26 protein-coding genes are annotated in these 26107 nt (G+C 67.7%); 20 read left to right on the top strand and 6 right to left on the bottom strand.

All coding sequences use genetic code 11. The annotated features are described in order from the left end of the window. Positions 1–105 precede the first annotated feature (105 nt). Genes acnB through IE209_RS28350 form a run of 5 tightly spaced genes read right to left on the bottom strand, consistent with a single transcriptional unit; the run spans position 106 to position 6237 of the window. Positions 106–2700 (bottom strand): bifunctional aconitate hydratase 2/2-methylisocitrate dehydratase, encoded by a 2595-nt coding sequence (gene acnB / locus IE209_RS28370; protein WP_189690237.1) that lies wholly within the window; start codon positions 2698–2700, stop codon positions 106–108. A gap of 48 nt (positions 2701–2748) precedes the next feature. Continuing rightward, complete coding sequence (locus tag IE209_RS28365; protein WP_444544359.1) at positions 2749–3390, bottom strand: hypothetical protein; 642 nt, start codon at positions 3388–3390, stop codon at positions 2749–2751. A 5-nt stretch (positions 3391–3395) separates the two neighbouring features. Next, complete coding sequence (locus tag IE209_RS28360; RefSeq protein ID WP_189690235.1) at positions 3396–4424, bottom strand: HpcH/HpaI aldolase/citrate lyase family protein; 1029 nt, start codon at positions 4422–4424, stop codon at positions 3396–3398. Beyond that, complete coding sequence (tam, locus tag IE209_RS28355; RefSeq protein WP_189690234.1) at positions 4421–5227, bottom strand: trans-aconitate 2-methyltransferase; 807 nt, start codon at positions 5225–5227, stop codon at positions 4421–4423. Before tam ends, IE209_RS28360 begins: the two co-directional genes overlap by 4 nt. A 23-nt stretch (positions 5228–5250) precedes the next feature. After that, a complete protein-coding gene (locus tag IE209_RS28350; RefSeq protein ID WP_145552283.1) occupies positions 5251–6237 on the bottom strand; it encodes a malate dehydrogenase in 987 nt (328 codons plus the stop codon). 274 nt (positions 6238–6511) lie between these two features. On the opposite strand from IE209_RS28350, the gene IE209_RS28345 reads away from it, so the two are divergent. From IE209_RS28345 to accD, 20 genes are all read left to right on the top strand, one after another. Next, positions 6512–7300 carry a GntR family transcriptional regulator gene (locus tag IE209_RS28345; protein ID WP_189690233.1) on the top strand — a complete coding sequence of 263 codons (789 nt, stop codon included), beginning with the start codon at positions 6512–6514 and terminating at the stop codon, positions 7298–7300. A gap of 146 nt (positions 7301–7446) precedes the next feature. Further along, on the top strand, positions 7447–7893 hold the full coding sequence (gene sdhC, locus IE209_RS28340) for a succinate dehydrogenase, cytochrome b556 subunit (RefSeq protein WP_189690232.1): 447 nt from the start codon (positions 7447–7449) through the stop codon (positions 7891–7893). A 23-nt stretch (positions 7894–7916) separates the two neighbouring features. Continuing rightward, entirely contained in the window at positions 7917–8285 is a 369-nt protein-coding gene (sdhD, locus tag IE209_RS28335; RefSeq protein WP_189690231.1) for a succinate dehydrogenase, hydrophobic membrane anchor protein, read from the top strand. 2 nt (positions 8286–8287) lie between these two features. Next, positions 8288–10093, top strand: coding sequence for a succinate dehydrogenase flavoprotein subunit (gene sdhA / locus IE209_RS28330; RefSeq protein WP_189690230.1), 1806 nt, complete (start codon positions 8288–8290; stop codon positions 10091–10093). Between the two features lie 14 nt (positions 10094–10107). Next, positions 10108–10809 (top strand): succinate dehydrogenase iron-sulfur subunit, encoded by a 702-nt coding sequence (locus tag IE209_RS28325; RefSeq protein WP_145552278.1) that lies wholly within the window; start codon positions 10108–10110, stop codon positions 10807–10809. A gap of 4 nt (positions 10810–10813) precedes the next feature. Then, complete coding sequence (locus tag IE209_RS28320; RefSeq protein ID WP_373305448.1) at positions 10814–11098, top strand: FAD assembly factor SdhE; 285 nt, start codon at positions 10814–10816, stop codon at positions 11096–11098. Between the two features lie 10 nt (positions 11099–11108). Beyond that, the gene (gene gltA / locus IE209_RS28315; protein WP_189690229.1) at positions 11109–12419 is read left to right on the top strand and encodes a citrate synthase; all 1311 of its coding nucleotides are present in this window, start codon (positions 11109–11111) and stop codon (positions 12417–12419) included. Positions 12420–12577: 158 nt separating this feature from the next. Beyond that, on the top strand, positions 12578–13546 hold the full coding sequence (locus tag IE209_RS28310; RefSeq protein WP_189690242.1) for a LysR family transcriptional regulator: 969 nt from the start codon (positions 12578–12580) through the stop codon (positions 13544–13546). Between the two features lie 28 nt (positions 13547–13574). Then, complete coding sequence (leuC, locus tag IE209_RS28305; protein ID WP_189690228.1) at positions 13575–15020, top strand: 3-isopropylmalate dehydratase large subunit; 1446 nt, start codon at positions 13575–13577, stop codon at positions 15018–15020. 11 nt (positions 15021–15031) lie between these two features. Further along, positions 15032–15154: an entericidin A/B family lipoprotein gene (locus IE209_RS28300; protein WP_189690227.1), complete on the top strand. Its 123-nt coding sequence runs from the start codon at positions 15032–15034 to the stop codon at positions 15152–15154. Between the two features lie 14 nt (positions 15155–15168). Then, on the top strand, positions 15169–15822 hold the full coding sequence (gene leuD / locus IE209_RS28295) for a 3-isopropylmalate dehydratase small subunit (protein ID WP_189690226.1): 654 nt from the start codon (positions 15169–15171) through the stop codon (positions 15820–15822). A 23-nt stretch (positions 15823–15845) separates the two neighbouring features. Further along, complete coding sequence (leuB, locus tag IE209_RS28290) at positions 15846–16916, top strand: 3-isopropylmalate dehydrogenase (RefSeq protein WP_189690225.1); 1071 nt, start codon at positions 15846–15848, stop codon at positions 16914–16916. Positions 16917–16927: 11 nt separating this feature from the next. After that, positions 16928–17056, top strand: a complete 129-nt coding sequence (locus tag IE209_RS34250; RefSeq protein ID WP_268245980.1) for a hypothetical protein — start codon at positions 16928–16930, stop codon at positions 17054–17056. A 97-nt stretch (positions 17057–17153) separates the two neighbouring features. Continuing rightward, positions 17154–18317 carry an aspartate-semialdehyde dehydrogenase gene (asd, locus tag IE209_RS28285; protein ID WP_189690224.1) on the top strand — a complete coding sequence of 388 codons (1164 nt, stop codon included), beginning with the start codon at positions 17154–17156 and terminating at the stop codon, positions 18315–18317. 259 nt (positions 18318–18576) lie between these two features. Further along, positions 18577–21018, top strand: a complete 2442-nt coding sequence (locus tag IE209_RS28280) for a FimV/HubP family polar landmark protein (protein WP_229883097.1) — start codon at positions 18577–18579, stop codon at positions 21016–21018. 26 nt (positions 21019–21044) lie between these two features. Next, a complete protein-coding gene (truA, locus tag IE209_RS28275; RefSeq protein ID WP_189690222.1) occupies positions 21045–21827 on the top strand; it encodes a tRNA pseudouridine(38-40) synthase TruA in 783 nt (260 codons plus the stop codon). 59 nt (positions 21828–21886) lie between these two features. Then, entirely contained in the window at positions 21887–22591 is a 705-nt protein-coding gene (locus IE209_RS28270) for a phosphoribosylanthranilate isomerase (protein WP_189690241.1), read from the top strand. Further along, positions 22566–23834, top strand: a complete 1269-nt coding sequence (gene trpB, locus IE209_RS28265; protein WP_189690221.1) for a tryptophan synthase subunit beta — start codon at positions 22566–22568, stop codon at positions 23832–23834. The genes IE209_RS28270 and trpB overlap by 26 nt, the downstream gene beginning before the upstream one ends. Then, positions 23831–24640: a tryptophan synthase subunit alpha gene (gene trpA / locus IE209_RS28260; protein ID WP_189690220.1), complete on the top strand. Its 810-nt coding sequence runs from the start codon at positions 23831–23833 to the stop codon at positions 24638–24640. The genes trpB and trpA overlap by 4 nt, the downstream gene beginning before the upstream one ends. A 37-nt stretch (positions 24641–24677) precedes the next feature. Beyond that, on the top strand, positions 24678–25550 hold the full coding sequence (accD, locus tag IE209_RS28255) for an acetyl-CoA carboxylase, carboxyltransferase subunit beta (RefSeq protein WP_189690219.1): 873 nt from the start codon (positions 24678–24680) through the stop codon (positions 25548–25550). Here the strand turns inward: accD and IE209_RS28250 are convergent. Next, positions 25547–26101, bottom strand: coding sequence for a YggT family protein (locus tag IE209_RS28250; RefSeq protein ID WP_189690218.1), 555 nt, complete (start codon positions 26099–26101; stop codon positions 25547–25549). The genes accD and IE209_RS28250 overlap by 4 nt on opposite strands. Positions 26102–26107 lie beyond the last annotated feature (6 nt).

Here is a 26107-nt window from a genome sequence, read left to right as displayed (position 1 = left end):
GCAAGTACCCACCAAAGAAAATGCCAGTCAGCGCTTAACTGACTGGCATTGCGCGCATGCGGGCTTTTTCTTGTGCGTACGCAGCGGGCCGGAGCCCGCCAGGCGTCAGCAGGCCGCGGCCTTTTCGGCCACCTCCGTGTAGTCCTCGATCTTGTCGAAGTTCAGGTACTGATAGATCTTGTCGCCGTTCTGGTTGATGACGCCGATGTCGGCCATGTACTCCTCCCTGGTCGGGATCCTGCCCAGCTTGGAGCAGATCGACGCCAGCTCGGCCGAGCCCAGGTAGACGTTGGTGTTCTTGCCCAGGCGGTTCGGGAAGTTGCGCGTGCTGGTGGACATCACGGTCGCGCCTTCGCGCACCTGGGCCTGGTTGCCCATGCACAGCGAGCAGCCCGGCATTTCGGTGCGGGCGCCGGCATTGCCGAACACGCCGTAGTGGCCTTCCTCGGTCAGCTGCTGCGCGTCCATCTTGGTCGGCGGCGCGATCCACAGCTTGACCGGGATGTCACGCTTGCCTTCGAGCAGCTTGGACGCCGCGCGGAAGTGGCCGATGTTGGTCATGCACGAGCCGATGAAAACTTCGTCGATCTTGGCACCGGCCACATCCGACAAGGTCTTGACGTCGTCCGGATCGTTCGGGCAGGCCACGATGGGCTCGTGGATGTCGGCGAGATCGATCTCGATGACGGCGGCGTACTCGGCGTCGGCGTCGCCCTTGAGCAGTTGCGGGTTCTTGAGCCAGGCTTCCTGGGCCGCGATGCGCCGCTGCAGCGTGCGCGCGTCCTGGTAGCCCTCGGCGATCATCCACTTCATCAGCGTGATGTTGCTGTTGATGTACTCGATGATGGGCTCCTTGTTCAGGTGCACCGTGCAACCGGCGGCCGAGCGCTCGGCCGAGGCGTCGGACAGCTCGAAGGCCTGTTCGACCTTGAGGTCCGGCAGGCCTTCGATCTCGAGGATGCGGCCCGAGAAGATGTTCTTCTTGCCCTTCTTCTCGACGGTCAGCAGGCCTTGCTTGATCGCGTACAGCGGGATCGCGTTGACCAGGTCACGCAGGGTCACGCCGGGCTGCATCTTGCCCTTGAAGCGCACGAGCACGGACTCGGGCATGTCCAGCGGCATCACGCCGGTGGCAGCCGCGAAGGCCACCAGGCCGGAGCCGGCCGGGAAGCTGATGCCGATCGGGAAACGCGTGTGCGAGTCGCCGCCCGTGCCCACGGTGTCGGGCGTCAGCAGGCGGTTGAGCCAGCTGTGGATCACGCCGTCGCCCGGACGCAGCGAGATGCCGCCGCGCGTGCTGATGAAGTCGGGCAGCTCGTGGTGCATCTTCACGTCCACCTTCTTGGGGTAGGCGGCCGTGTGGCAGAACGATTGCATGACCAGGTCGGCCGAGAAGCCCAGGCAGGCCAGGTCCTTCAGCTCGTCGCGGGTCATCGGGCCCGTGGTGTCCTGCGAACCGACCGAGGTCATCTTGGGCTCGCAATAGGTGCCCGGGCGCACGCCCTGGCCCTCGGGCAGGCCGCAGGCGCGGCCCACCATCTTTTGCGCCAGCGAGAAGCCCTTGCCCGAATCCGCGGGCGCTTGCGGCAGGCGGAACAGCGTGGACGCCGGCAGGCCCAGCGCTTCGCGCGCCTTGCCCGTGAGGCCACGGCCGATGATCAGCGGAATGCGGCCGCCGGCACGCACTTCGTCGAACAGCACCTCGCTCTTGACCTGGAACTCGGCAATGACCTTGCCGTCCTTCAAGGCCTTGCCTTCGTAGGGACGCAGCTCGACCGTGTCGCCCATGTTCATCTGGCTCACGTCCAGCTCGATCGGCAGCGCGCCGGCGTCTTCCATGGTGTTGTAGAAGATCGGCGCGATCTTCGTGCCCAGGCACACGCCGCCGAACTTCTTGTTGGGAATGAAGGGGATGTCCTCGCCCGTGAACCACAGCACCGAGTTGGTGGCCGACTTGCGCGAAGAGCCGGTGCCGACCACGTCGCCCACATAGGCGACCGGCAGGCCACGCGCCACCAGGTCCTGGATGAACTTGATCGGGCCGCGCTTGCCGTCTTCCTCGGGCACGAAGGGCGCGCCCTCGCGCTTGTTCTTGAGCATGGCCAGCGCGTGCATGGGAATGTCCGGGCGCGTGGTCGCATCGGGGGCCGGGGACAGGTCGTCGGTGTTGGTCTCGCCCGGCACCTTGAACACCGTGAAGGTGATGCTTTGCGGCACTTCGGGGCGGCTCGTGAACCATTCGCCGTCGGCCCAGCTCTGCAGCACGGCCTTGGCATTGGCGTTGCCGGCGTCGGCCAGTTCCTTGACGTCGTGGAACTGGTCGAACATCAGCAGCGTCTTCTTGAGGCCATCGGCGGCCACGGTGCCGACTTCGGCGTCCTTGAGCAGGTCGACCATGGGGCCGATGTTGTAGCCGCCCAGCATAGTGCCCAGCAGCTCGGTCGCCTTGGCACGGGAGATCAGCGGGCTCTTTTCGGTGCCGTGGGCCACGGCCGCCAGGTAGCTCGCCTTCACCTTGGCGGCGTCGTCCACGCCGGCCGGCACGCGGTGGGTGATCAGGTTCAGCAGGAACGCTTCTTCGCCTGCGGGCGGTGCCTTCAGCAGTTCGATGAGCTCTGCCGTCTGTTTCGCCGACAAGGGCAGCGGCGGGATGCCGAGCGCGGCACGCTCGGCAACATGTTCACGGTAGGCTTGCAACATGGCGTTCTTCTCCGGTTCTGGGATGTGGGGAAAGGGGGGCGGGCGCGCTCAGCGGTTGGCCGCGGGCTGCGCAGCAACCGCCGTGCCAGCGGGCACCTGCGCCGGCGCCGGCGCGGCGTCCAGCACGCTGGGCGGCGGGGCGAGCTTGAACTGCTCGGCCACGGCCACCTGCTGCGGGCTCTTGCATTCGTCGGCCATGCGCTGGCCGAGCTTGTGGTTCATGAGCATGGACTTGTTGGCCAGCTGCAGCCAGACCGCGCCGGAATGCGCATCTTCCAGGCGGATGGCGCCCGTGGTGGTGGCCACCGGGACCAGCCGGTAGCGCGTCTTGGCGATCTGCAGGTCGAAATAGCCCGGCTTGTTGGCATCGGCCGTCAGCTGCACGGTGTTGCCCAGTTCGCAGGGCAGCGAGCCGACATGCACGCGTTCGGCGATCGCCAGCTCGGCGGCGCCCAGCACGGCCTCGGTGGCAGGCGCGTGGGCCGACAGCTGGTCCACATCGAGCTTGCCCTTGGCAGGCGCGGCCTTCTTGGCCGTGGTGGTCTTGGTGTTACCGGCCGGCGCCTTGGCCGCCGTGCTCTTGGCGGCCGGCTTGGCCGCCGACTTCGCGGGCGCCTTGGTGGCGTCGCTCTGGGCCAATGCAACACCGGCCGAGGCGGCCAGAACCAGGGTCAACAGCGTGGACTTCAACATGCTCAAGCCTCCTTGGCCGGCGCGGTCGTGGCCGGATGGTCGGGAAAATAGAACTGCATTTCGGCTGGCAGGGGCCGGCCGGTCTGGTGGGCACGTTCCAGTACCTGCCAGAAGTAGCGGTAGCTGGCACGGTCGTGCAACTGCTTCTCGAACGCCACAGGCGCCCAGTCGGCCGACACTGCGGCCTGGATCAGGCGGCTCGCCCTGTCGATCTCTTCGGCGCTGGGGGCCAGGGCCTCGACGATGGGACGGATCTGCGCAGGGTGGATGCTCCACATGCGCGTGTAGCCGAATTCGCGCGCTGCGCGGCGGGCGGCAGCGCGCATGGCGTCCGCATCGCTGAACTCGGTGACCACGCAGTGCGAGGGCACCTTGCCATGGGCGTGGCAGGCCGAAGCGATCTCGAGCTTGGCGCGCACCACCAGCGGATGCGTGAACTGGCCCTGGGCACTCATGCCCTCGGCCGGGATCGCGCCCGCATGGGCAGAAACGAAGTCCATGAGCCCGAAGCTGATGGACTGCACGCGCGGATGCGCGGCGATGTCGAAGGCGCGGTGCACGGCGGCGGGCGACTCGACGAGCACCTGCAGCGGCAGGTGGGCTGCGCCCGCGGCCAGCAAGGCGCGCTCGGCCCGCTCCACGTCCTGCACGCTCTCGACCTTGGGCACCATGATGTGGGCGAGACGGCTGCCGGCCTGGCCGGCAATGGTGGCCATGTCGGCCTCGAAGGCCGGGTGGTCCACCGGGTGCACACGCACGGCCACGCGGGCGCGCGGGTCGGCGGCCTGTGCGAGCGCGACGACCAGCGCGGCGTGTTCGGCCTCGCCGCCGACGGGCGCACCGTCCTCGCAATCCAGCGTCACGTCGAACACGCAGGCGCCGAACTCCTCGATCATCTCGGCCTGCAGCGCCAGGCTCTTGCGCATGCGCAGCTCAACGCCGCTGTAGTGGTCGCAGACCGGCAGCACGATCTGGCCGGCATGCGCGCCCAGCAGCACATCGCGTGGGTGGGCGGGGTGGGAACGGCTCATGCGGCGGTGGCTCCGGCCTTGCGGGCGACGATGAACAGGCGCGGAAAGGCCAGCAGACGCTGGCCGTCGGCGCGCAGGGGATAGGCCGCGTCGATGCGGCGTTCGTACTCGGCCAGGAAGCCGGCGCGCTGCGCTTCGGACAGCCGGTCGACGAAGGGCCGCAGCCCGGTGCCGCGCAGCCAATCGACGATGGCGCCCGGGCCGGCCATGCGGTGCTGGTAGATGGTGTGCCAGACGTCGACCTCGGCCGCCAGCGGCGCCAGCAGGTCGTAGTAGCGGCCGATGCCCAGCAGCGGCGTGCGCAGGCTTTCGGCATCGCCGATCTGGGTCGCCCAGGCCGGGTCGCGCGCGACTTCGCGCATCAGACGGTGCGAGGGCTCCTGCCAGTTGTCGGGCATCTGGATGGCCAGCACGCCGCCCGGGGCCAGCAGGCCGAACAGCCGCGGCAGCAGTTCCGCATGGTCGGGCACCCACTGCAGGGCCGCGTTGGCGAACAGCAGGTCGGGAGCCTCGCCCGCGGCGGGCGTCCAGGCGGCGATGTCGGCTTCGGTGAATTCGGTGCCGGGCAAGCGCTCGCGCGCACTGACCAGCATGGACGCCGAGTTGTCGACGCCCAGGACGCGGGCCTGCGGAAACCGCCGGACCAGCAGTTCGGTGGAGTTGCCCGGGCCGCAGCCCAGGTCCACCGCGAAGGTCGCACGCGAGGCCCCGCCCACAGAGGGCACACGGGCCAGCAGCTCGGCCGCCGGACGCGTGCGCTCGTCCTCGAAGCGACGGTACAGCGCAGGATTCCAGTCGGCCATGGTCGCGCGCGAAGCTTCGTGGATCAGAGCAGGTGGGCGACGCCGGCCTGTTCGTCCTGCAGTTCCTTGAGCGTCTTGTTGATGCGCTCCTGGCTGAACGCGTCGATCTCCAGGCCTTCGACCAGCTTGTACTCGCCGTTCTCGGTCGTGACCGGGAAGCCGAACATCACGTCCTTGGGAATGCCGTACTGGCCGTCCGAGGGGATGCCCATGGTGACCCACTTGCCGTTGGAGCCCAGCGCCCAGTCGCGCATGTGGTCGATGGCGGCGTTGGCGGCCGACGCGGCGGAGGACAGGCCACGCGCCTCGATGATGGCGGCGCCGCGCTTGCCCACCGTGGGCAGGAAGGTGTCGGCGTTCCAGACCTGGTCGTTGATGAGGTCCTTGACGCTCTTGCCGCCGACGGTGGCGAAGCGGTAGTCGGCGTACATCGTGGGCGAGTGGTTGCCCCAGACCGTCAGCTTCTCGATGTCGGCGACCTTGGTGCCGGTCTTGGCGGCGATCTGGCTCAGCGCGCGGTTGTGGTCCAGGCGCAGCATGGCGGTGAAGTTCTTGCGCGGCAGGTCCGGCGCGCTCTTCATCGCGATGTAGGCATTGGTGTTCGCGGGGTTGCCGACCACCAGCACCTTGACGTTGCGGCTGGCGACGGCGTTCAGCGCCTTGCCCTGGGCCGTGAAGATCTGGGCGTTGGCGGCCAGCAGGTCGGCACGCTCCATGCCCGGGCCGCGCGGACGGGCGCCGACCAGCAGGGCGTAATCGGTGTCCTTGAAGGCGGTCATGGCGTCGCTGTGGGCTTCCATGCCGGCCAGCAGCGGGAAGGCGCAGTCTTCCAGCTCCATCATCACGCCCTTCAAGGCCTTCTGGGCCTTCTCGTCGGGGATCTCGAGCAGTTGCAGGATCACCGGCTGGTCCTTGCCCAGCATTTCGCCCGAGGCGATGCGGAACAGAAGGGCGTAACCGATTTGACCAGCGGCACCGGTGACGGCCACGCGGACAGGCTTTTTGCTCATGAGGAAAGCTCCGAAAAGGAAGGAGGGAGAAACACCCCCGCCCAGGCGACGGAACAATGAGCAGCGCGCAGGCCCGGGGGACAGCCCTAGAGTTTACCCGTGTTCCGCGAACGTGGTCAATTTGTCTTATGTCTTATATAAGATAAAATTCGCCGCCCGCAACGCCCGGTTGCGGCACCGCTTGCGCGGGCATGGAAGGCTGGCAGAACGCCCGCTGTCCGCGCGCTTCCCAACCCCGCCAGGCGCTCAGACGCCTGGCTTGCCCCCCGGTTCCATGCCCGCACCAAGCTCCGATTCCACCACTGACACTGGCCCGCTGGCCACGCCGGCCTTCAGCCCGCTGTACCAGCAGATCAAGGCGCTGATCCTGCAGAGCCTGCAGGCCGGCGAATGGAAACCCGGCGAACTGATTCCCAGCGAGATCGAACTGGCCGGGCGCTACCGCGTGAGCCAGGGCACGGTGCGCAAGGCCGTCGACGAGCTGGCCGGCGACAACCTGCTGGTGCGCCGCCAGGGCAGAGGCACTTTCGTGGCCACGCACACCGAGCAGCATGTGCGCTACCGCTTCCTGAAACTGGTGCCCGACGACGGCGACCTGAACCGCGAAGGGCCGGCCCAGAGGCGTTTTCTGGAGTGCCGGCGTACCCGCGCCAGCGCCGAGATCGCGCGCACGCTGGGGCTGCGCAGCAGCGACGCGGTGATGCAGGTCCGGCGTGTGCTCTCGTTCGCCGGGCAGGATGGCGCGCAGGTTCCCACGATCCTCGAAGACCTCTGGCTACCCGGTGGGCCCTTCAAGGGCCTGACGGCCGAGCGCATGGCCAGCTTCCGCGGCCCCACCTACGCGCTGTTCGAGACCGAGTTCGGCGTTCGCATGGTGCGCGCCGAGGAGAAGATCCGCGCCGTGCTGCCCGATGCCGAGCAGGCCGACATCCTGCAGGTGCCGGCCGGCACCCCGCTGCTCAGCGTGGAACGCGTGGCCTACACCTACAACGACACGCCCATGGAACTGCGGCGCGGCCTGTACCGCACCGACACGCACCATTACCGCAACGATCTGAGCTGATTCCGCCCACCAGTTGCACGCAGCCAGACGCGTTTGCGACTGCCGCTGCAATGCTTCGTCGCGTTTGCCCTGTTGCATTGCAATAGAATTTTGGGCTGACCGCCGCGACACAATTACAAGGCAGTTACATCCACGAAAGCGCATTCATGACAGAAGCCGCCTCCTCAGCACGACCCAAACGCCCGCAGTTCCGCAACATCAATGCCCTGACCGACCTGCCGACCTACCGCCTGCCGGCGGCCGGCTGGGTGTCCATCCTGCACCGCGTCAGCGGCGTGCTGATGTTCCTGTTGATGCCCTTCATCATCTGGATGTTCGACACCTCGGTCTCGTCCGAGCTGTCGTTCGCGCGTTTCAAGGCCGCCTTCAACACCGGTCTGGGTTTCGCGCCGGGCTGGTTCCTCAAGCTCGCGGTGCTGGCGCTGATGTGGGCCTACCTGCACCATTTCATCGCCGGCCTGCGCCACCTGTGGATGGACGTCAGCCATGACGCCGTCACCAAGCAGTTCGGCAAGACCTCGGCCGTCACCGTGCTCGTGCTGAGCCTGGGCCTGACGCTGGTGCTGGGCCTCAAGCTGTTCGGCGTCTACTGACCACAACAAGGAAAAGTCTCCCCATGGCTGTCAATTACGGATCCAAGCGCATCGTCGTCGGTGCGCACTACGGCCTGCGCGACTGGCTGGCGCAGCGCGTCACCGGCGTGCTCATGGCGCTGTTCACCGTCATCGTGCTGGCGCAGTTGCTGCTGACCAAGGGCCCCGTCGGCTACGACCTGTGGGCCGGCATCTTCGCCGCCCAATGGATGAAGGTGCTGACCTTCTCCGTCATCGTTGCCCTGCTCTACCACGTGTGGGTGGGCATGCGCGACGTGCTGATGGACTACATCACCGCGGCAGTCTGGCTCCGTCTCGTGCTCCAGATTTTCACCATCGTCTGGCTGGTCGGCTGTGCCGGCTGGGCCATCCAAGTCCTCTGGAGACTGTGAGCATGAGCTACACCAAGCAGAACATCAACAAGCGCAAGTTCGACGTCGTGATCGTCGGCGCCGGCGGCTCCGGCATGCGCGCCGCACTCGAACTGTCCCGCGCCGGCCTGTCCGTCGCTTCCCTGTCCAAGGTCTTCCCGACGCGCTCGCACACGGTGGCGGCACAGGGCGGCGTGTCGGCCTCGCTGGGCAACATGTCCGAGGACAACTGGCACTACCACTTCTACGACACCATCAAGGGCTCGGACTGGCTGGGCGACCAGGACGCCATCGAGTTCATGTGCCGTGAAGCGCCCAAGGTCGTGATCGAGCTCGAGCACTTCGGCATGCCGTTCGACCGCAACCCCGACGGCACGATCTACCAGCGCCCCTTCGGCGGCCACACCGCCAACTACGGCGAAAAGCCCGTGCAGCGCGCCTGCGCCGCGGCCGACCGCACCGGCCACGCCATGCTGCACACGCTGTACCAGCAGAACGTCAAGGCCAAGACCAACTTCTTCGTCGAGTGGATGGCGCTGGACCTGATCCGCGACGCCGACGGCGACGTGGTCGGCGTGACCGCCCTGGAACTGGAAACCGGTGAGCTCTACGCACTGCAGGCCAAGGCCGTGCTGCTGGCCACCGGCGGTGCCGGCCGCATCTTCGCGGCCTCGACCAACGCCTTCATCAACACCGGCGACGGCCTGGGCATGGCGGCACGCGCCGGCATCCCGCTGCAGGACATGGAGTTCTGGCAGTTCCACCCCACCGGCGTGGCCGGCGCCGGCGTGCTGCTGACCGAAGGCTGCCGCGGCGAAGGCGCCATCCTGCTCAACAGCAATGGCGAACGCTTCATGGAGCGCTACGCGCCCACGCTGAAGGATCTGGCGCCGCGCGACTTCGTCTCGCGCTCCATGGACCAGGAGATCAAGGAAGGTCGCGGCTGCGGTCCCAACAAGGACTACATCCTCATGAAGCTGGACCACCTGGGCGCCGACACCATCCGCAAGCGTCTGCCCTCGGTGGAAGAGATCGGCCACAACTTCGCCAACGTGGACATCACCAAGGAACCGATTCCCGTGGTGCCGACGATCCACTACCAGATGGGTGGCATCCCGACCAACATCCACGGCCAGGTCGTCACGCACGACGGCCAGCAGAACAACATCGTCAACGGCCTGTACGCGGTCGGCGAATGCTCCTGCGTGTCGGTGCACGGCGCCAACCGCCTGGGCACGAACTCGCTGCTGGACCTGCTGGTGTTCGGCAAGTCCGCCGGCAAGCACATCGTCGAATTCGTCAAGGGCTCGGGTGAGCACAAGCCGCTGCCGGCCGATGCCGGCGACAAGACGCTGGCGCGCCTGAACCAGCTGCAGGAATCCACCGGCGGCGCCTACGCGCAGGACGTGGCCAACGAGATCCGCAGCACCATGCAGCAGCACGCGGGCGTGTTCCGCACGCAGGCCAGCATGGACGAGGGTGTCACCAAGGTCAACGCGATCCGCGAACGCGTGGCGGGCGTCACGCTCAAGGACAAGTCCATGGTGTGGAACACCGCGCGCATGGAAGCACTCGAAGTCGACAACCTGATCGAAGTGGCCCAGGCCACCATGACCTCGGCCGCCGCGCGCAAGGAATGCCGTGGCGCCCACACGGTCTACGACTACGAGCATCCGGCCGACCATCCCGAGTTCCCGCTGGGCCGCAACGACAAGGAATGGATGAAGCACACGCTGTGGCACAGCGCGGGCAACAACCTGACCTACAAGCCGGTCAACCTGAAGCCCCTGACGGTCGATTCGATCCCGCCCAAGGTCCGCACGTTCTAACAAGGCCCCCTACGATGAAGCGCACATTCCAGATCTACCGCTACGACCCGGACAAGGACGCCAAGCCCTACATGCAGACCGTCGAGATCGAGCTCGACGGCAGCGAGCGCATGCTGCTGGACGCCCTGGTCAAGTTGAAGCAGCAGGACCCGTCGATCTCGTTCCGCCGCTCCTGCCGCGAAGGCGTCTGCGGCTCCGATGCGATGAACATCAACGGCAAGAACGGCCTGGCCTGCCTGACCAACATGAACACGCTGAAGGACCCCGTGGTCCTGAAGCCGCTGCCCGGCCTGCCCGTGATCCGCGACCTGATCGTGGACATGACGCAGTTCTTCAAGCAGTACCACTCGATCAAGCCCTACCTCATCACCGAGAGCCTGGCACCCGACAAGGAGCGCCTGCAATCGCCCGAGGAGCGCGAGGAGCTCAACGGCCTGTACGAGTGCATCCTGTGCGCGAGCTGCTCCACGAGCTGCCCGAGCTTCTGGTGGAACCCGGACAAGTTCGTCGGCCCGGCCGGCCTGCTGCAGGCCTACCGCTTCATCGCCGACAGCCGCGACGAAGCCACGGCCGAGCGCCTGGACAACCTGGAAGACCCGTACCGCCTGTTCCGCTGCCACACGATCATGAATTGCGTGGACGTGTGCCCCAAGCACCTGAACCCGACCAAGGCCATCGGGAAAATCAAGGAAATGATGGTGCTGCGCACCGTCTGATACCGTGGCACAAGCGCAGGAAGTCTTAGGCGAACGCGCGCTGGCGATGCTGCGCTGGCGCTGCCGGCGCGGCCTGCTGGAGAACGATCTTTTCCTCGAACGTTTCTTCGAACGCCACGGCCCACGGATCAACGTGACACAGGCCCAGGCCCTGTCGCAACTGATGGAGTTGGGAGACCACGACCTGCTCGACCTGCAACTGGCACGCAAGACGCTGGCCCAGGTCAGTCCTGCGCTGGACAACGCCGACACGCGCGCTGTCCTCGATCTGTTGAGAGAAAACCGCTGAAAGGGTGAACATGAAACTAGCCGAAAACAAAGCCACGCTGTCGTTCAGCAATGGCAGTCCGAGCGTCGAGTTGCCGGTGTACCAGGGCAGCGTGGGTCCGGATGTCGTCGACATCCGCAAGCTGTACGCGCAGACGGGGATGTTCACCTACGACCCCGGCTTCCTCTCCACGGCGTCGTGCCAGTCGTCCATCACCTACATCGACGGCGACAAGGGCGAACTGCTGTACCGCGGCTACCCGATCGAGCAGCTGGCCACCAACTGCGACTACCTGGAAACCTGCCACCTGCTGCTGTACGGTGAACTGCCGAACCAGGCCGACAAGAGCAAGTTCACCAAGCTCGTGACCAACCACACCATGGTCAACGAGCAGATGCAGTTCTTCCTGCGCGGTTTCCGCCGTGATGCGCACCCGATGGCCATCATGACCGGCCTGGTCGGCGCCTTGTCGGCCTTCTACCACGACAGTACGGACATCAACAATCCCGAGCACCGCGACATCTCCGCGATCCGCTTGATCGCCAAGATGCCGACGCTGGTCGCGATGGCCTACAAGTACACCATCGGCCAGCCCTACATGTACCCGCGCAACGACCTCAGCTATGCAGGCAACTTCCTGCACATGATGTTCGCCACGCCCTGCGAGGAGTACAAGGTCAGCCCGGTGCTGGAACGTGCGCTGGACCGCATCTTCATCCTGCACGCCGACCACGAGCAGAACGCCTCCACCTCCACGGTGCGCCTGTGCGGCTCCTCGGGCACCAACCCCTTCGCCGCCATCGCTGCCGGCGTCGCCTGCCTGTGGGGCCCGGCCCACGGCGGCGCCAACGAGGCCGCGCTGAACATGCTCTACGACATCCAGAAGGAAGGTGGCGTGGAGAAGATCGGCGAGTTCATCAAGAAGGTCAAGGACAAGAACTCCAGCGTCAAGCTGATGGGCTTCGGCCACCGGGTCTACAAGAACTACGACCCACGCGCCAAGCTCATGCAGGAGACCTGCAACGAGGTGCTGACCGAGCTGGGCCTGGAAAAGGACCCGCTGTTCAAGCTGGCCAAGGAGCTGGAAAAGATTGCCCTGGAAGACGAGTACTTCGTCTCGCGCAAGCTGTACCCGAACGTGGACTTCTACTCGGGCATCGTGCAGCGCGCCATCGGCATCCCGGTGCCGCTGTTCACGGCCATCTTCGCGCTGGCCCGCACGGTGGGCTGGATCGCCCAGCTCAACGAGATGATCGGCGACCCCGAGTACAAGATCGGCCGCCCGCGTCAGTTGTTCACGGGTTCCGTCAAGCGCGACGTGCCGCCGATCGCCACGCGCTGAGCGACCACCGCCCCACGCGCCCAGCCCCGCCGGCTTCCTGCCCGCGGGGCTTTTTCTCGTCCACTGCCGGCAAGAGGGGCATCGTGATCCGCGATGCCCTGCAGGCGAAAACCATAGGAAAATGGCTGCCCCGTCGCCACAGGCGATGCCCCGCCATGATGAAGCCGTCCGAACGCAACTTTGCCCGTCGCATCGACCTCACGTCGCTGCAGCTGTTCGTGGCCGTCTACGAATTGGGCAGCATCGGCAAGGCGGCCGAGCGGGAGTTCATCGCCGCCTCGGCCGTCAGCAAGCGGCTCTCCGATCTGGAAACCCTGCTGCAAACCACGCTGCTGTACCGCCATGCGCGTGGCGTCGATCTCACGCCGGCCGGCGAGAGCCTGCTGCACCACGCCCGCTCGGTGCTGTTCAGCCTGGACCGCATGCAGGGCGAACTCAGCGAGTACGCCGACGGCGTGCGCGGCCATGTGCGCGTGCACGCCAGCATCTCGGCCATCGTGCAGTTCCTGCCCGAAGACCTCGGCGCCTTCGTGCGCGCCCATGGCGGCATCAAGATCGATTTGGAGGAGCACCTGTCCAGCGAGATCGTGCGCGCCGTGCAGGAAGGCGCGGCCGATCTGGGCATCTGCAATGCCGCGGCGGCCGAGTCCGTGGGCGACGCGCTGCAGACGCGCGCCTACCGGCGCGACCGTCTCGTGCTGATCGTGCCGCGTGGCCATGCGCTGGCCGGCCGTGGCGCCGTGCCCTACGAAGCGTCGCTGGCCTTCGACCAGGTCGGCCTGCCCAGCAACAGTTCCATCCACCTGGCCACGCGCAGCGCCGCCGCGCAGCTGGGCCACGCCATCAAGCTGCGCATCCAGGTCACGGGCCTGGACGCGATGTGCCGCATGATCCACAACGGCCTGGGCATCGGCGTGATGCCGCTGCGCGCGTTCGAGCTCATGCACGGCGTCGGCGACCTCGAGCATGTGCCGCTCAGCGACCCCTGGGCCGAACGCCAGATCCGCATGGTGGCGCGCGACTTCTCCACGCTGCCGGTCACGGCACGGCTGCTGGTCGAGCACCTGGCACCGCCACCCGAAGCCATCGATGAGCCGCAGTCCACGGACCAGGCCGTCGCCGTTTGAACAAACCAGTCCCCCACGAAAGAAGCCCATGAGCCTCACCACCAGCCCCACGGGTGCGCGCACCCTCTACGACAAGATTTTCGACGAGCACACCGTCCACACCGAGGAAGACGGCACGGCCATCCTCTACATCGACCGCCACTTGGTGCACGAGGTCACGAGCCCGCAGGCCTTCGAAGGCATCCGCCAGGCCGGCCGCAAGGTCTGGCGCATCAGCTCCATCGTGGCCACGGCCGACCACAACACGCCGACCACGGGCTGGGAACAGGGCTACGACGGCATCGCCGACCCGATCAGCAAGGAGCAGATCACCACGCTGGACGCCAACATCCAGGAGTTCGGCGCGGCCGCGTTCTTCCCCTTCCTGCACAAGCGCCAGGGCATCGTGCACGTGATCGGCCCGGAGAACGGCGCCACGCTGCCGGGCATGACCGTGGTCTGCGGCGACAGCCACACCAGCACGCATGGCGCATTCGGTGCGCTCGCCCACGGCATCGGCACCAGCGAGGTGGAGCACGTGATGGCGACGCAGACGCTCTTGGCCAAGAAGGCCAAGAACATGCTCGTCAAGGTCGAAGGCCAGCTGGCCAAGGGCGTGACCGCCAAGGACATCGTGCTGGCGATCATCGGCAAGATCGGCACGGCCGGGGGCACGGGCTACACCATCGAGTTCGCGGGCTCGGCCATCCGCGGCCTGTCCATGGAAGGCCGCATGACGGTGTGCAACATGGCCATCGAAGCCGGCGCGCGCGCCGGCCTGGTGGCCGTGGACGACAAGACCATCGAGTACGTCAAGGGCCGCCCCCTGGCGCCCACCGGTGTGGCCTGGGACCAGGCCGTGGCCTACTGGAGGACGCTGCACTCCGACCCCGGTGCCAGGTTCGATACCGTGGTCGAATTGGACGCCACGCAGATCGTGCCGCAGGTCACCTGGGGCACCTCGCCCGAAATGGTGCTGGGCATCGACGACCGCGTGCCCGATCCGGACAAGGAGAAGGACGCCAACAAGCGCGGTGCCATCGAGCGCGCGCTGACCTACATGAACCTGGAGCCGGGCAAGCCGCTCAACGACGTCTTCGTCGACAAGGTCTTCATCGGCAGCTGCACCAACAGCCGCATCGAGGACATGCGCGAGGCCGCGGCCGTGGTCAAGAAGCTGGGCCAGAAGGTGGCCAAGAACGTCAAGCTCGCCATGGTCGTGCCAGGCTCGGGCCTCGTGAAGGAACAGGCCGAGCGCGAAGGCCTGCACGAGATTTTCAAGGCCGCGGGCTTCGAGTGGCGCGAGCCGGGCTGCTCCATGTGCCTGGCCATGAACGCCGACCGGCTGGAGCCGGGCGAGCGCTGCGCCTCCACGAGCAACCGCAACTTCGAAGGCCGCCAGGGCGCCGGGGGCCGCACCCACCTGGTGAGCCCGGCCATGGCCGCTGCTGCCGCCGTGCACGGCCATTTCGTCGACGTGCGCCAGTTCTCCTGAAGGAGTCCGCCGTGAAAGCCACCACCGCATTGCTGCTGGCCGCCGCCATCGCGCTGGCCGCCTGCAACACCGTCAAGGGCGTGGGCAAGGACGTGCAACGCGCCGGCGAGGCCATCGAGCGCTCGGCCAAATGAACCCAGGAGTACCCATGCAGAAATTCACCATCCACCAGGGCCTGGTCGCGCCCATGGACCGCGAGAACGTCGACACCGACGCCATCATTCCCAAGCAGTTCCTGAAGTCGATCAAGAAGACCGGCTTCGGCGTGAACCTGTTCGACGAGTGGCGCTACCTGGACAAAGGCGAGCCCGGCGTGCCCGAGTCCCAGCGCAAGCCCAACCCCGACTTCGTGCTGAACCAGCCGCGCTACAAGGGCGCCTCCATCCTGCTGGCGCGCAAGAACTTCGGCTGCGGCTCCTCGCGCGAGCATGCGCCCTGGGCGCTGGACCAGTACGGGTTCCGCGCCATCCTGGCGCCGAGCTTTGCCGACATCTTCTTCAACAACAGCTTCAAGAACGGCCTGTTGCCCATCGTGCTGCCCGAGGCCACGATCGCCCAGCTGTTCGACGAGTGCTTCGCCTTCCCGGGCTACCAGCTGACGGTGGACCTGGAGCGCCAGGTCATCGTGCGGCCGCAGGGCGAGGAGATCGCCTTCGAGGTCCAGCCCTTCCGCAGGTACTGCCTGCTCAACGGCTTCGACGACATCGGCCTGACGCTGCGCCACGCCGACAAGATCCGCGCCTTCGAGGCCGAGCGCCTGGCGGCCAAGCCCTGGCTGGCCAACACCATGCTGTCCGCCTAAATTTCCACTCTCAAGCACACACCATGAAGATTGCAGTTCTGCCGGGTGACGGCATCGGCACCGAAATCGTCGAACAGGCCGTCCGCGTCCTGAACGCCCTCGACCTGAAGCTCGAGATGGAAACCGCCCTGGTCGGCGGCGCCGCCTACGACGCCCATGGCCACCCGCTGCCCGAGGCCACGCTCAAGCTGGCCAAGGAAGCCGACGCCGTGCTGTTCGGCGCCGTCGGCGACTGGAAGTACGACAAGCTGGACCGCCCGCTGCGCCCCGAGCAGGCCATCTTAGGCCTGCGCAAGAACCTGGGCCTGTTCGCCAACTTCCGCCCCGCCATCTGCTACGAGCAGCTCGTGGGCGCCTCCAGCCTCAAGCCCGAGCTGGTCGCGGGCCTGGACATCCTGATCATCCGCGAGCTGACCGGCGACATCTACTTCGGCCAGCCGCGCGGCCGCCGCGTCTCGCCCGACGGCCACTTCCCTGGCGCCGAGGAAGCCTTCGACACCATGCGCTACACGCGCCCGGAGATCGAGCGCATCGCGCGCGTGGCCTTCGAGGCCGCGCGCAAGCGCAACAAGCGCGTGACCAGCGTGGACAAGGCCAACGTGCTGGAGACCTTCCAGCTCTGGAAGGACGTGGTCACCGAGATCGGCAAAGAGTACCCGGACGTGGAACTCGACCACATGTACGTGGACAACGCCGCGATGCAGTTGGTCAAGGCGCCCAAGAAGTTCGACGTGGTCGTGACCGGCAACATGTTCGGCGACATCCTGTCCGACGCAGCCGCGATGCTGACCGGCTCCATCGGCATGCTGCCTTCGGCCAGCCTCAACAGCAGCAACCAGGGCCTGTACGAGCCCAGCCACGGCAGCGCACCCGACATCGCCGGCAAGGGCGTGGCCAACCCGCTGGCCACCATCCTGTCGGCCGCGATGATGCTGCGCTTCTCGCTGAACCAGGCGGCCGCGGCCGACCGCATCGAAGCGGCCGTGCAGAAGGTGCTGGCCCAGGGCCTGCGCACGCCCGACATCCACAGCGAAGGCACGACCAAGGTCGGCACGCGCGAGATGGGCGATGCAGTCCTGAAGGCTCTGGGCTAGAATCGCGCCCCATGTCCGCCGCCGCCTGCTCCGCAATCCTGTCCGTGCCGTTCGGCACGTGGGTGCGGGAAACCACGCCTTTCGGCGCGGTTGTGGCGGCCGACATCTCCACCAAAACCACGACCACCATTAAGGGCTGACTCAGCCTGGTTCGTCGTGCGCCCTTCCTGGCCTCCGACGCGCCAGGCGAGCAGTCCCTCCGGCGCTGTTTGTTTTTTTACTTGAAAGGGCAATGTGATGAAGGTAGGTAATCTGGTCGGCCTCGTCGGCTGGCGCGGCATGGTCGGCTCGGTCCTGATCGACCGCATGCAGGCCGAGGGTGACTTCGCGCTGATCGAACCGGTGTTCTTCTCGACCTCCAACGCGGGCGGCAAGGCCCCCGCCCAGGCCAAGAACGAGACCACGCTGCAAGACGCCTACGACATCGCCGCGCTCAAGCGCTGCGACATCATCATCACGGCCCAGGGCGGCGACTACACCACCGAGGTGTTCCCCAAGCTGCGCGCCGCGGGCTGGAACGGCCACTGGATCGATGCGGCCTCCACGCTGCGCATGAAGGACGATGCCGTCATCGTTCTCGACCCGGTCAACCTGCCCGTGATGCAGCGCGCGCTGGCCAAGGGCGGCAAGAACTGGATCGGCGGCAACTGCACCGTGAGCTGCATGCTGATGGGCGTGGGTGCGCTGTACAAGGCCGGCCTGGTCGAGTGGATGAGCACCATGACCTACCAGGCCGCCTCCGGCGGCGGCGCGCAGCACATGCGCGAGCTGCTGACGCAGTTCGGCAGCATCCACAACGAGGTGCGCGACCTGCTCAACGACCCCAAGTCCGCCATCCTCGAGATCGACCGCAAGGTCCTGGCCAAGCAGAAGGCGCTCACCGCCGACGAGACGGCCAACTTCGGCGTGCCGCTGGGCGGCAGCCTGATCCCTTGGATCGACAAGGACCTGGGCCTGGGCAAGTCGCAGGACGATGCCGAATGGGGCATGTCCAAGGAAGAGTGGAAGGGCGGCGCCGAGACCAACAAGATCCTGGGCCAGGGTCCGTCCTTCGGCACCGGCATCACGCCGGTCGACGGCTTCTGCGTGCGCATCGGCGCCATGCGCTGCCACAGCCAGGCGCTGACCTTCAAGCTCAAGAAGAACGTGCCGCTCGCGGACATCGAAGCCATGATCGCGCAGGACAACGACTGGGTCCGCGTGGTGCCGAACACGCGCGAGGACACGCTCCGTGGCCTGACGCCCGTGGTCACCACCGGCACGCTCAACATTCCGGTCGGCCGCATCCGCAAGTTGGCCATGGGGCCGGAGTACGTGGGCGCCTTCACGATCGGCGACCAACTGCTGTGGGGCGCGGCCGAGCCGCTGCGCCGCACGCTGCGTGTGCTGCTGCAGGCCTGAACCGCCTCGCGCCCATGACACGGCCCGCCTCTGGCGGGCCGTTGTCGTCTGGCAACATCGCAGTGCAGCGAGAATGCGCCCTCCAATGCAGTGCCAGCTTCGAACCCGCGTGAGCTTGTCAGCCTAAAGCATTGCTGCTACCGTTCTTTTTAGTAACCAAGTCGGCCCGTCCATTTGCATGATCAAACGTTCCAATGCTGTTGAACAGGCTGATGACAAACCCCAGGTGAAGCCCGCGCCGCAGCGCTGGAGGCGCGGCATGGCGGCCGCGACCGCCACCGCGGCCCTGCTGGCGCCGCTGCAGCATGCCCAGGCATTGACGCTGGGCCGGGCGACGGTGCAGTCGGCGCTTGGCGAGCCGTTGCGCGCCGAGATCGAACTGCCAGACCTCACGGAAGAAGAGTCCCGCACACTGCAGGCGGCGATTGCCACGCCACAGGCCTTTCGCGCGGCCGGGCTCGAATACAACGCAGCGTTGGGCACGGTGCGCATCGAGCGCGCACGCCGGGCCGATGGCCGCGCCGTGCTGCGGCTCAGCAGCGACCAGCCGGTCCGCGAGCCCTTCATCGACTTGATCCTGCAAGCCAACTGGGCCTCGGGCCGGGTCGTGCGCGACTACACCTTGTTGCTGGACCCGCCGTCGCAGCGCCAGGCCCAGGCTGCAGCACCGACCGCTCCGCAGTTGCCGCCCGCCGCGGCCACTGCGCCCGCCCCAGCGCCCGCGCCGCCGGCACCCCCTGTTGCGGCGACGCCGCCGGCACCGACCACGGTGCCCGCGCAAGCCCCTGCTCCCGCTGCGGCACCGGTGCCACCACGCGCGGCCGCGCCAGCGCCTGCCGCCCCACCTGCATCGACCACGCCCCCCGGCACCACCACCGTGCGCCGCGGCGACACGGCCAGCCGCATCGCTTCCGCCAACCGGCCACCCAACATTTCGCTCGACCAGATGCTGGTCGCCATGCTGCGCGGCAATCCGAACGCCTTCATCGACGGCAACGTCAACCGCCTGCGCGCCGGTGCCGTGCTGGACCTGCCCAGTGCCAGCGAGGCCGCGGCCATCCCCGCGGACGAGGCCACGCGCACGATTGCAGCCCAGGCGCGCGACTTCAACGCCTACCGCAGCCAGATGGCCGGCCAGGTGCCCACGGTCCCGGGCAGCGCCCAGCGTTCGGCCAGCGGCCGCGTGCAGGGCAAGGTCGACGACAGCCGCCCCGCGGCGACGGCACCGGACCGGCTGACCCTGTCCAAGGGTGGCGTGCAAAGCCGCGCGCAGGAGGAAAAGATCGCGCGTGAGAAGGCCAGCAAGGAAGCGTCCGACCGTGTCGCGGAACTCTCGCGCAATATCGAGGCGCTGAACAAGCTGGGCGCCGGCACCGCTGCGCCGGCGGCCTCCGCGCCGGCACCCTCACCCTCACCCGCACCAGCGCCGGAACCCGCAACCTCGACCCCCTCGCCTGCTCCCACCCCGGCGCCAGCCCCTGAAGCCGCCGCGCCCGCGCAGGAGCCCGCCGCACCGGCGCCCGCGGTCGAGCCGCCCGCCGCCGACAAGGCCCTGCCCGCCCCCGGCCCCCTGCCGGCAGCCCAGCAAGAAGGCGGCCTGCTCGATGGCCTGCGCCGCAACCCCTGGCTGCTGGCCGCAGCGGCGGCACTGATCGCCCTGCTGGCTGCACTGGGGATCTACCGTGCGCGCCAGCGCCGCCAAGCCGCCGAAGAGGAAAACCGCCTGCAGGAGCCCGTGGAGTCGTTCTTCGCCAGCAGCGGTGGCCAGCACGTGGACACTGCCGCCGAGAGCGAAGCCGCGGCCTCGGCCGTCTACTCGCCCAGCCAGTTCGACACCAGCAGCGAGGTCGATCCGGTGGCGGAGGCCGAGGTCTACCTGGCCTATGGCCGCGACCTGCAGGCCGAGGAGATCCTCAAGGAGGCCCTGCGCACCACGCCGGAGCGCGTCGCGCTCCATGCCAAGCTGGCCGAGATCTACGCCAAGCGCCGCGACGCGATCGCGCTGCAGGCCACGGCCGAGAAAGTGCACGCGCTGACCGGCGGCACCGGCCCCGAATGGGAAGCCACCGCCGCGCTGGGCCGTGCGCTGCAACCCGAACACCCGCTCTGGCGCGATGCCGCCATCGCGGGACTCGGCGCCGCAGCCGCGGCTGCTGCCGTCTCCGGCGTTGCCCCCGCGCCGTCGCCGGCCGAGGACGACGATGCAGCGCTGGAACTGGACGCCACGCCGGCGCCGCCCACGCCACCGTCACCCGCGCTGCAGCCCATGCCGGACATCAGCCTGGATCTCGGCGACGACGACACCCCGCCGCCGCCCATCCCGGCCAAGCCCGCGCCCGATGGCGAGCCCCCGGCGCCGCCCATGGCCGAGGCCATGGACCTCGACTTCGACGTGCAGAGCACTTACAAGGCACCGCTGTCGCCCCCCTCGCCCGCGCCGGCGGCCGATTCCGACCTGCTGCCCTTCGACCTGGGCTCGCTGTCGCTGGACCTGGGCGATTCGGCCAGCCCCCCTGCCGCTGCCGAGACTGCTACCGAACCGGACGCCGACGACCCGCTTGCCACCAAGCTGGCCCTGGCCGAGGAGTTCCAGGCCATCGGCGACGACGACGGCGCACGTGCGCTGGCCGAAGAGGTGCTGGCCGAGGCCACCGGGCCGCTCAGGACCCGGGCCCAGCGCTTCCTGACCGACCTCGGCTGAACGGCGCGCGGGCAAGGGGGGATTCGGTGCGTCTGGCACTCGGGGTCAGCTATGCGGGCCAGGCCTACGACGGCTGGCAAAGCCAGCCTTCGGGCAACACCGTCCAGGACAAGCTCGAGGCGGCGCTGCGCAGCTTCGCGCAGCAGGAGATCGGCACCATCTGCGCCGGCCGCACAGACGCCGGCGTGCACGGCCTCATGCAGGTCGTGCACTTCGACACCGGCATCCAGCGTGAGATGCACGCCTGGGTGCGCGGCACCAACAGCTACCTGCCCGGCGACATCGCCGTGCAGTGGGCCCATCCGGTGACGGAGCAGTTCCACGCGCGCGCCAGTGCCATCGGCCGGCGCTACGCCTACGTGCTCATGGAGTCGCCCGTGCGGCCCAGCGTGGAGCGCGGCCGCATCGGATGGGTGCACCGCCCGCTGGACCAGGCGCCCATGCAGGCGGCGGCCCAGTTGCTGCTGGGCGAGCACGACTTCACCTCGTTCCGCGCCGCGCAGTGCCAGGCGCGCACGCCGGTCAAGACCATGCGCCGGATTGACATCACACGGCGCGGCGCCTACTGGCGCTTCGAGTTCGAGGCCGATGCCTTCCTGCACCACATGATCCGCAACCTCATGGGCTGCCTGCTCGTGGTCGGCAAGGGCGACCGGCCCGTGCAATGGATGGCCGAGGTGCTGGCCGCCCGCAACCGCCAGGTGGCGGCGCCCACCTTTTCTCCAGACGGCCTGTACTTCCTGGGCCCGCGCTACGAAGACCATTGGGGCCTGCCGGAACGCACGGCTGCCTATGATTGGCTCCCCTGAGCAGTTCTCGCACTGAGAACGCTCCCACCGCGGCCCCGCAGGGGCCGGAGGTTTTCCCCATGACCAGAACCCGTATCAAGATCTGCGGCATCACGCGCGACCAGGACCTGGACGCCGCCGTTGCCGCGGGTGCCGACGCCGTCGGCTTCGTGCTGTACGAGAAGAGCCCGCGTTACGTCACGCCGCGCCGCGCGGCCGAGCTCGCACGCCGCCTGCCGCCCTTCGTCACGCCCGTGCTGCTGTTCGTCAACACGCCGCCGCAAGAGGTTGCCGCAGCCTGCGACCAGGTGCCCGGCGCGATGGTGCAGTTCCATGGCGACGAGACACCGGCCCAGTGCCTGGCCGCCACGGCACGGCCGGCCCGGCCCTTCGTGCGTGCGGCCCGCATACCACTGGACGAAAACGCAGACCCGTTCGACTTGGTAAGATTCGCGGCCGACTTTTCCCAAGCCCAGGCCATCCTGCTCGACGCCCATGTCGAGGGATACGGCGGCGGCGGCAAGGCATTCAATTGGTCACTCCTGCCAACAAGCGTCGACTCTCACCTCGTCTTGAGTGGTGGACTCACGCCTGCAAACGTGACCGATGGCATCTTGCAGGTGCGGCCACGCGCGCTGTCGCTGGCCGTTGATGTGAGTTCCGGCGTCGAGGCCTCCAAGGGCATCAAGGACGCCGACAAGATCAACCGCTTCGTCGCGGCCGTCCGCGCCGCCGACGCGCACTTTGCAAAGATTCAAGATGTCGACCCCTTATCAACAGCCTGATGCCTCGGGCCATTTCGGTCCCTACGGCGGCAGCTTCGTCTCCGAGACGCTGACCCACGCCATCGCCGAGCTGCGGGACGCCTACGCCCGCTACCAGAACGATCCGGAATTCATCGCCGAATTCAAGAGCGAGCTGGCGCACTTCGTCGGCCGGCCCTCGCCCATCTACCATGCCGCGCGCAGCAGCCAGGAACACGGCGGCGCGCAGATCTTCCTGAAGCGCGAAGACCTCAACCACACCGGCGCGCACAAGATCAACAACGTGATCGGCCAGGCCATGCTGGCCAGGCGCATGGGCAAACCGCGGGTGATCGCCGAAACCGGCGCCGGCCAGCACGGCGTGGCCACGGCCACGATCTGCGCACGCTACGGCCTGGAGTGCGTGGTCTACATGGGCAGCGAAGACGTCAAGCGCCAGAGCCCCAACGTGTTCCGCATGAAGCTCTTGGGCGCCACCGTGGTGCCCGTCGAGAGCGGCAGCAAGACGCTCAAGGACGCGCTCAACGAGGCCATGCGCGACTGGGTCGCCAATGTGGACGACACCTTCTACATCATCGGCACCGTGGCCGGCCCGCACCCCTACCCCATGATGGTGCGCGACTTCCAGAGCGTGATCGGCAACGAGTGCCTGGTGCAGATGCCCGAGATGCTGGCCGCGGCCGGCTGCAAGAGCGAGCAGCCCGACGCGGTGCTGGCCTGCGTGGGCGGTGGCAGCAACGCCATCGGCATCTTCTATCCCTACATCGGCCATGCGGGCACGCGTCTGATCGGCGTGGAGGCCGCGGGCCAGGGCCTGGACAGCGGCAAGCATGCGGCTTCGCTGCAGCGCGGCAGCCCCGGCGTGCTGCATGGCAACCGCACCTACCTGCTGCAGGACGAAAACGGCCAGGTGACCGAGACGCACAGCATCAGCGCGGGGCTGGACTACCCCGGCGTGGGCCCCGAGCACGCGCACCTGCAGGACATCGGCCGCGCGGAATACGTGGGCGTGACGGACACCGAGGCGCTCGAGGCCTTCCACTACCTGTGCCGCACCGAAGGCATCATCCCCGCGCTGGAATCCAGCCACGCCTTCGCCTACGCCCGCAAGCTGGCGCCGACCATGCGGCCCGACCAGAGCATCCTCGTCAATCTGTCCGGCCGCGGCGACAAGGACATCGGCACCGTGGCCGACCTGTCGGGCGAGGACTTCTACGACCGGCCCTCCATGCGCGGCCACGCCGTGAAGGGAGGCCGGGCATGAGCCGCATCCAAGCCACCTTCGCCAGACTCAAGGCAGACGGCCGCAAGGCCCTGATCCCCTACGTCACGGCCGGCTTCCCCTACGCCGACGTCACGCCCGAACTCATGCACGCCATGGTCGCGGCCGGCGCCGACGTGATCGAGCTCGGCGTGCCGTTCAGCGACCCCATGGCCGATGGCCCCGTGATCCAGGCCGCCGGAGAAAAGGCCCTGGCGCTGGGCATCGGCATGGCCGAAGTCCTCGCGATGGTGAAGACCTTCCGCGAACAGGACGCGCAGACGCCCGTGGTGCTGATGGGCTACGCCAACCCGGTCGAGCGCTACGAGCAGCGCCATGGTGCTGACAGCTTCCCGCGCGAGGCGGCGGCGGCCGGTGTCGATGGCGTGCTGGTCGTGGACTACCCGCCCGAGGAGTGCGTGGACTTCGCGGCCCGCCTGCGCGCCAAGGGCATCGACCTGATCTTCCTCCTGGCGCCGACCTCGACCGACGAGCGCATGCGCCAGGTGGCCGAGGTTGCCAGCGGCTACGTCTACTACGTCTCGCTCAAGGGTGTGACGGGAGCCGGCACGCTGGACACGGCCGCCGTCGAGGCCATGCTGCCGCGCATCCGCCGCCATGTGCACCTGCCCGTGGGTGTCGGCTTCGGCATCCGCGACGCCGCCTCGGCCCAGGCCGTGGGCCGCGTGGCCGACGCCGTGGTCATCGGCAGCAGGATCATCCAGCTGCTCGACGCCCAGCCGCGTGACCGGGTCGCCGGCACGGCCGCCGACTTCCTGCGCGGCATCCGTTCGGCGCTCGACGCATAATCCTTCCCCCGTTCGTCCCACCGGAGTAGCCAATCCCATGTCCTGGCTCGAAAAACTGCTTCCCGCCAAGATCCAGCCCAGCGACCCCGCCGAGCGCCGCCAGGTGCCCGAGGGCCTGTGGATCAAGTGCCCGAGCTGCGAGAGCGTGCTCTACAAGACGGATCTGGAAAAGAACCTGAACGTCTGCCCGACCTGCGGCCACCACCACCGCATCGGCGCCCGCGCGCGCCTGGACAGCTTCCTGGACCCCGAGGGCCGCTATGAGATCGGCCACGAGGTCCTGCCCATGGACCCGCTCAAGTTCAAGGACAGCCGCAAGTACCCCGAGCGGCTCAAGGAAGCACTGGACAACACCGAGGAAACGGATGCGCTGGTCGTCATGGGCGGCGCGCTCCATGGGCTGAACGTGGTGGTCGCCTGCTTCGAGTTCGAGTTCATGGGCGGCAGCATGGGCAGCGTGGTGGGCGAGCGCTTCGTGCGCGGCGTGCACGCCGCCATCGACCAGAAGGTGCCCTTCATCTGCTTCACCGCCACCGGCGGTGCGCGCATGCAGGAAGGCCTGTTGTCGCTGATGCAGATGGCCAAGACCAACGCGTCCCTGACGCGCCTGGCCAAGAAGGGCCTGCCCTACATCAGCGTGCTGACCGACCCGACCATGGGTGGCGTGAGCGCCGGCTTCGCCTTCGTCGGCGACCTGGTCATCGCCGAACCCAAGGCGCTGATCGGCTTCGCCGGCCCGCGCGTGATCGAGTCCACCGTGCGTGTGACGCTGCCTGAGGGCTTCCAGCGCGCCGAGTTCCTGCAGCAAAAGGGTGCGGTCGACCTGATCTGCAACCGCAAGGACCTGCGCCGCACCATCGCCAGCACGCTGGCCATGCTGCAGCGCCAGCCGGCCGACGCGGTGAACTAAAGCGCCATGCCGCCCAGCACGCCACGCAAGGCGTGCTGCAGCACGATGGATGCCACCTGCAGCAGCACCAGCAGGACCAGCGGCGTGAGGTCCATGCCGCCCACCAGCGGCACCATGCGCCGCAACGGCCGCAACGGCGGCGCCACCAGACGGCCGATCACGTCGTACAGCGGCGACTGCGCCTGCACCCAGGACAGGATGGCATAGACGATCAACAGGCCCGTGAGGCCGTAGATCACGAGGCCGATCACGCCGAACACCGCCATGACCGGCACCACGACGAGCGCGCCGCCCGTCACCAGCCACAGCAGGAAGTACTGCGCCAGCTTCAGCAGAAAGGCACCGACCAGGCTGGCCATGTCCCAACGCCCCACGGGCCGCAACACCTTGCGCAGCGGCAGCACCAGCCAGTCGCTCAACGCGAACACCAAGCTGCCGATGGGGTTGCCGAACGGGATGCGCTGGTGCTGCATGTACAGCCGCAGCAGGCAGGCGCTGCCCAGCAGCCCGGCGATGACTTCGAGCAGGAAGGCGGAGATTTGGTACAGCATGCGATC

This window comes from Pseudorhodoferax aquiterrae, from assembly GCF_014652235.1.
Lineage (GTDB): Bacteria > Pseudomonadota > Gammaproteobacteria > Burkholderiales > Burkholderiaceae_C > Pseudorhodoferax > Pseudorhodoferax aquiterrae.
This window is presented reverse-complemented; position numbering and strand designations above follow the sequence as displayed.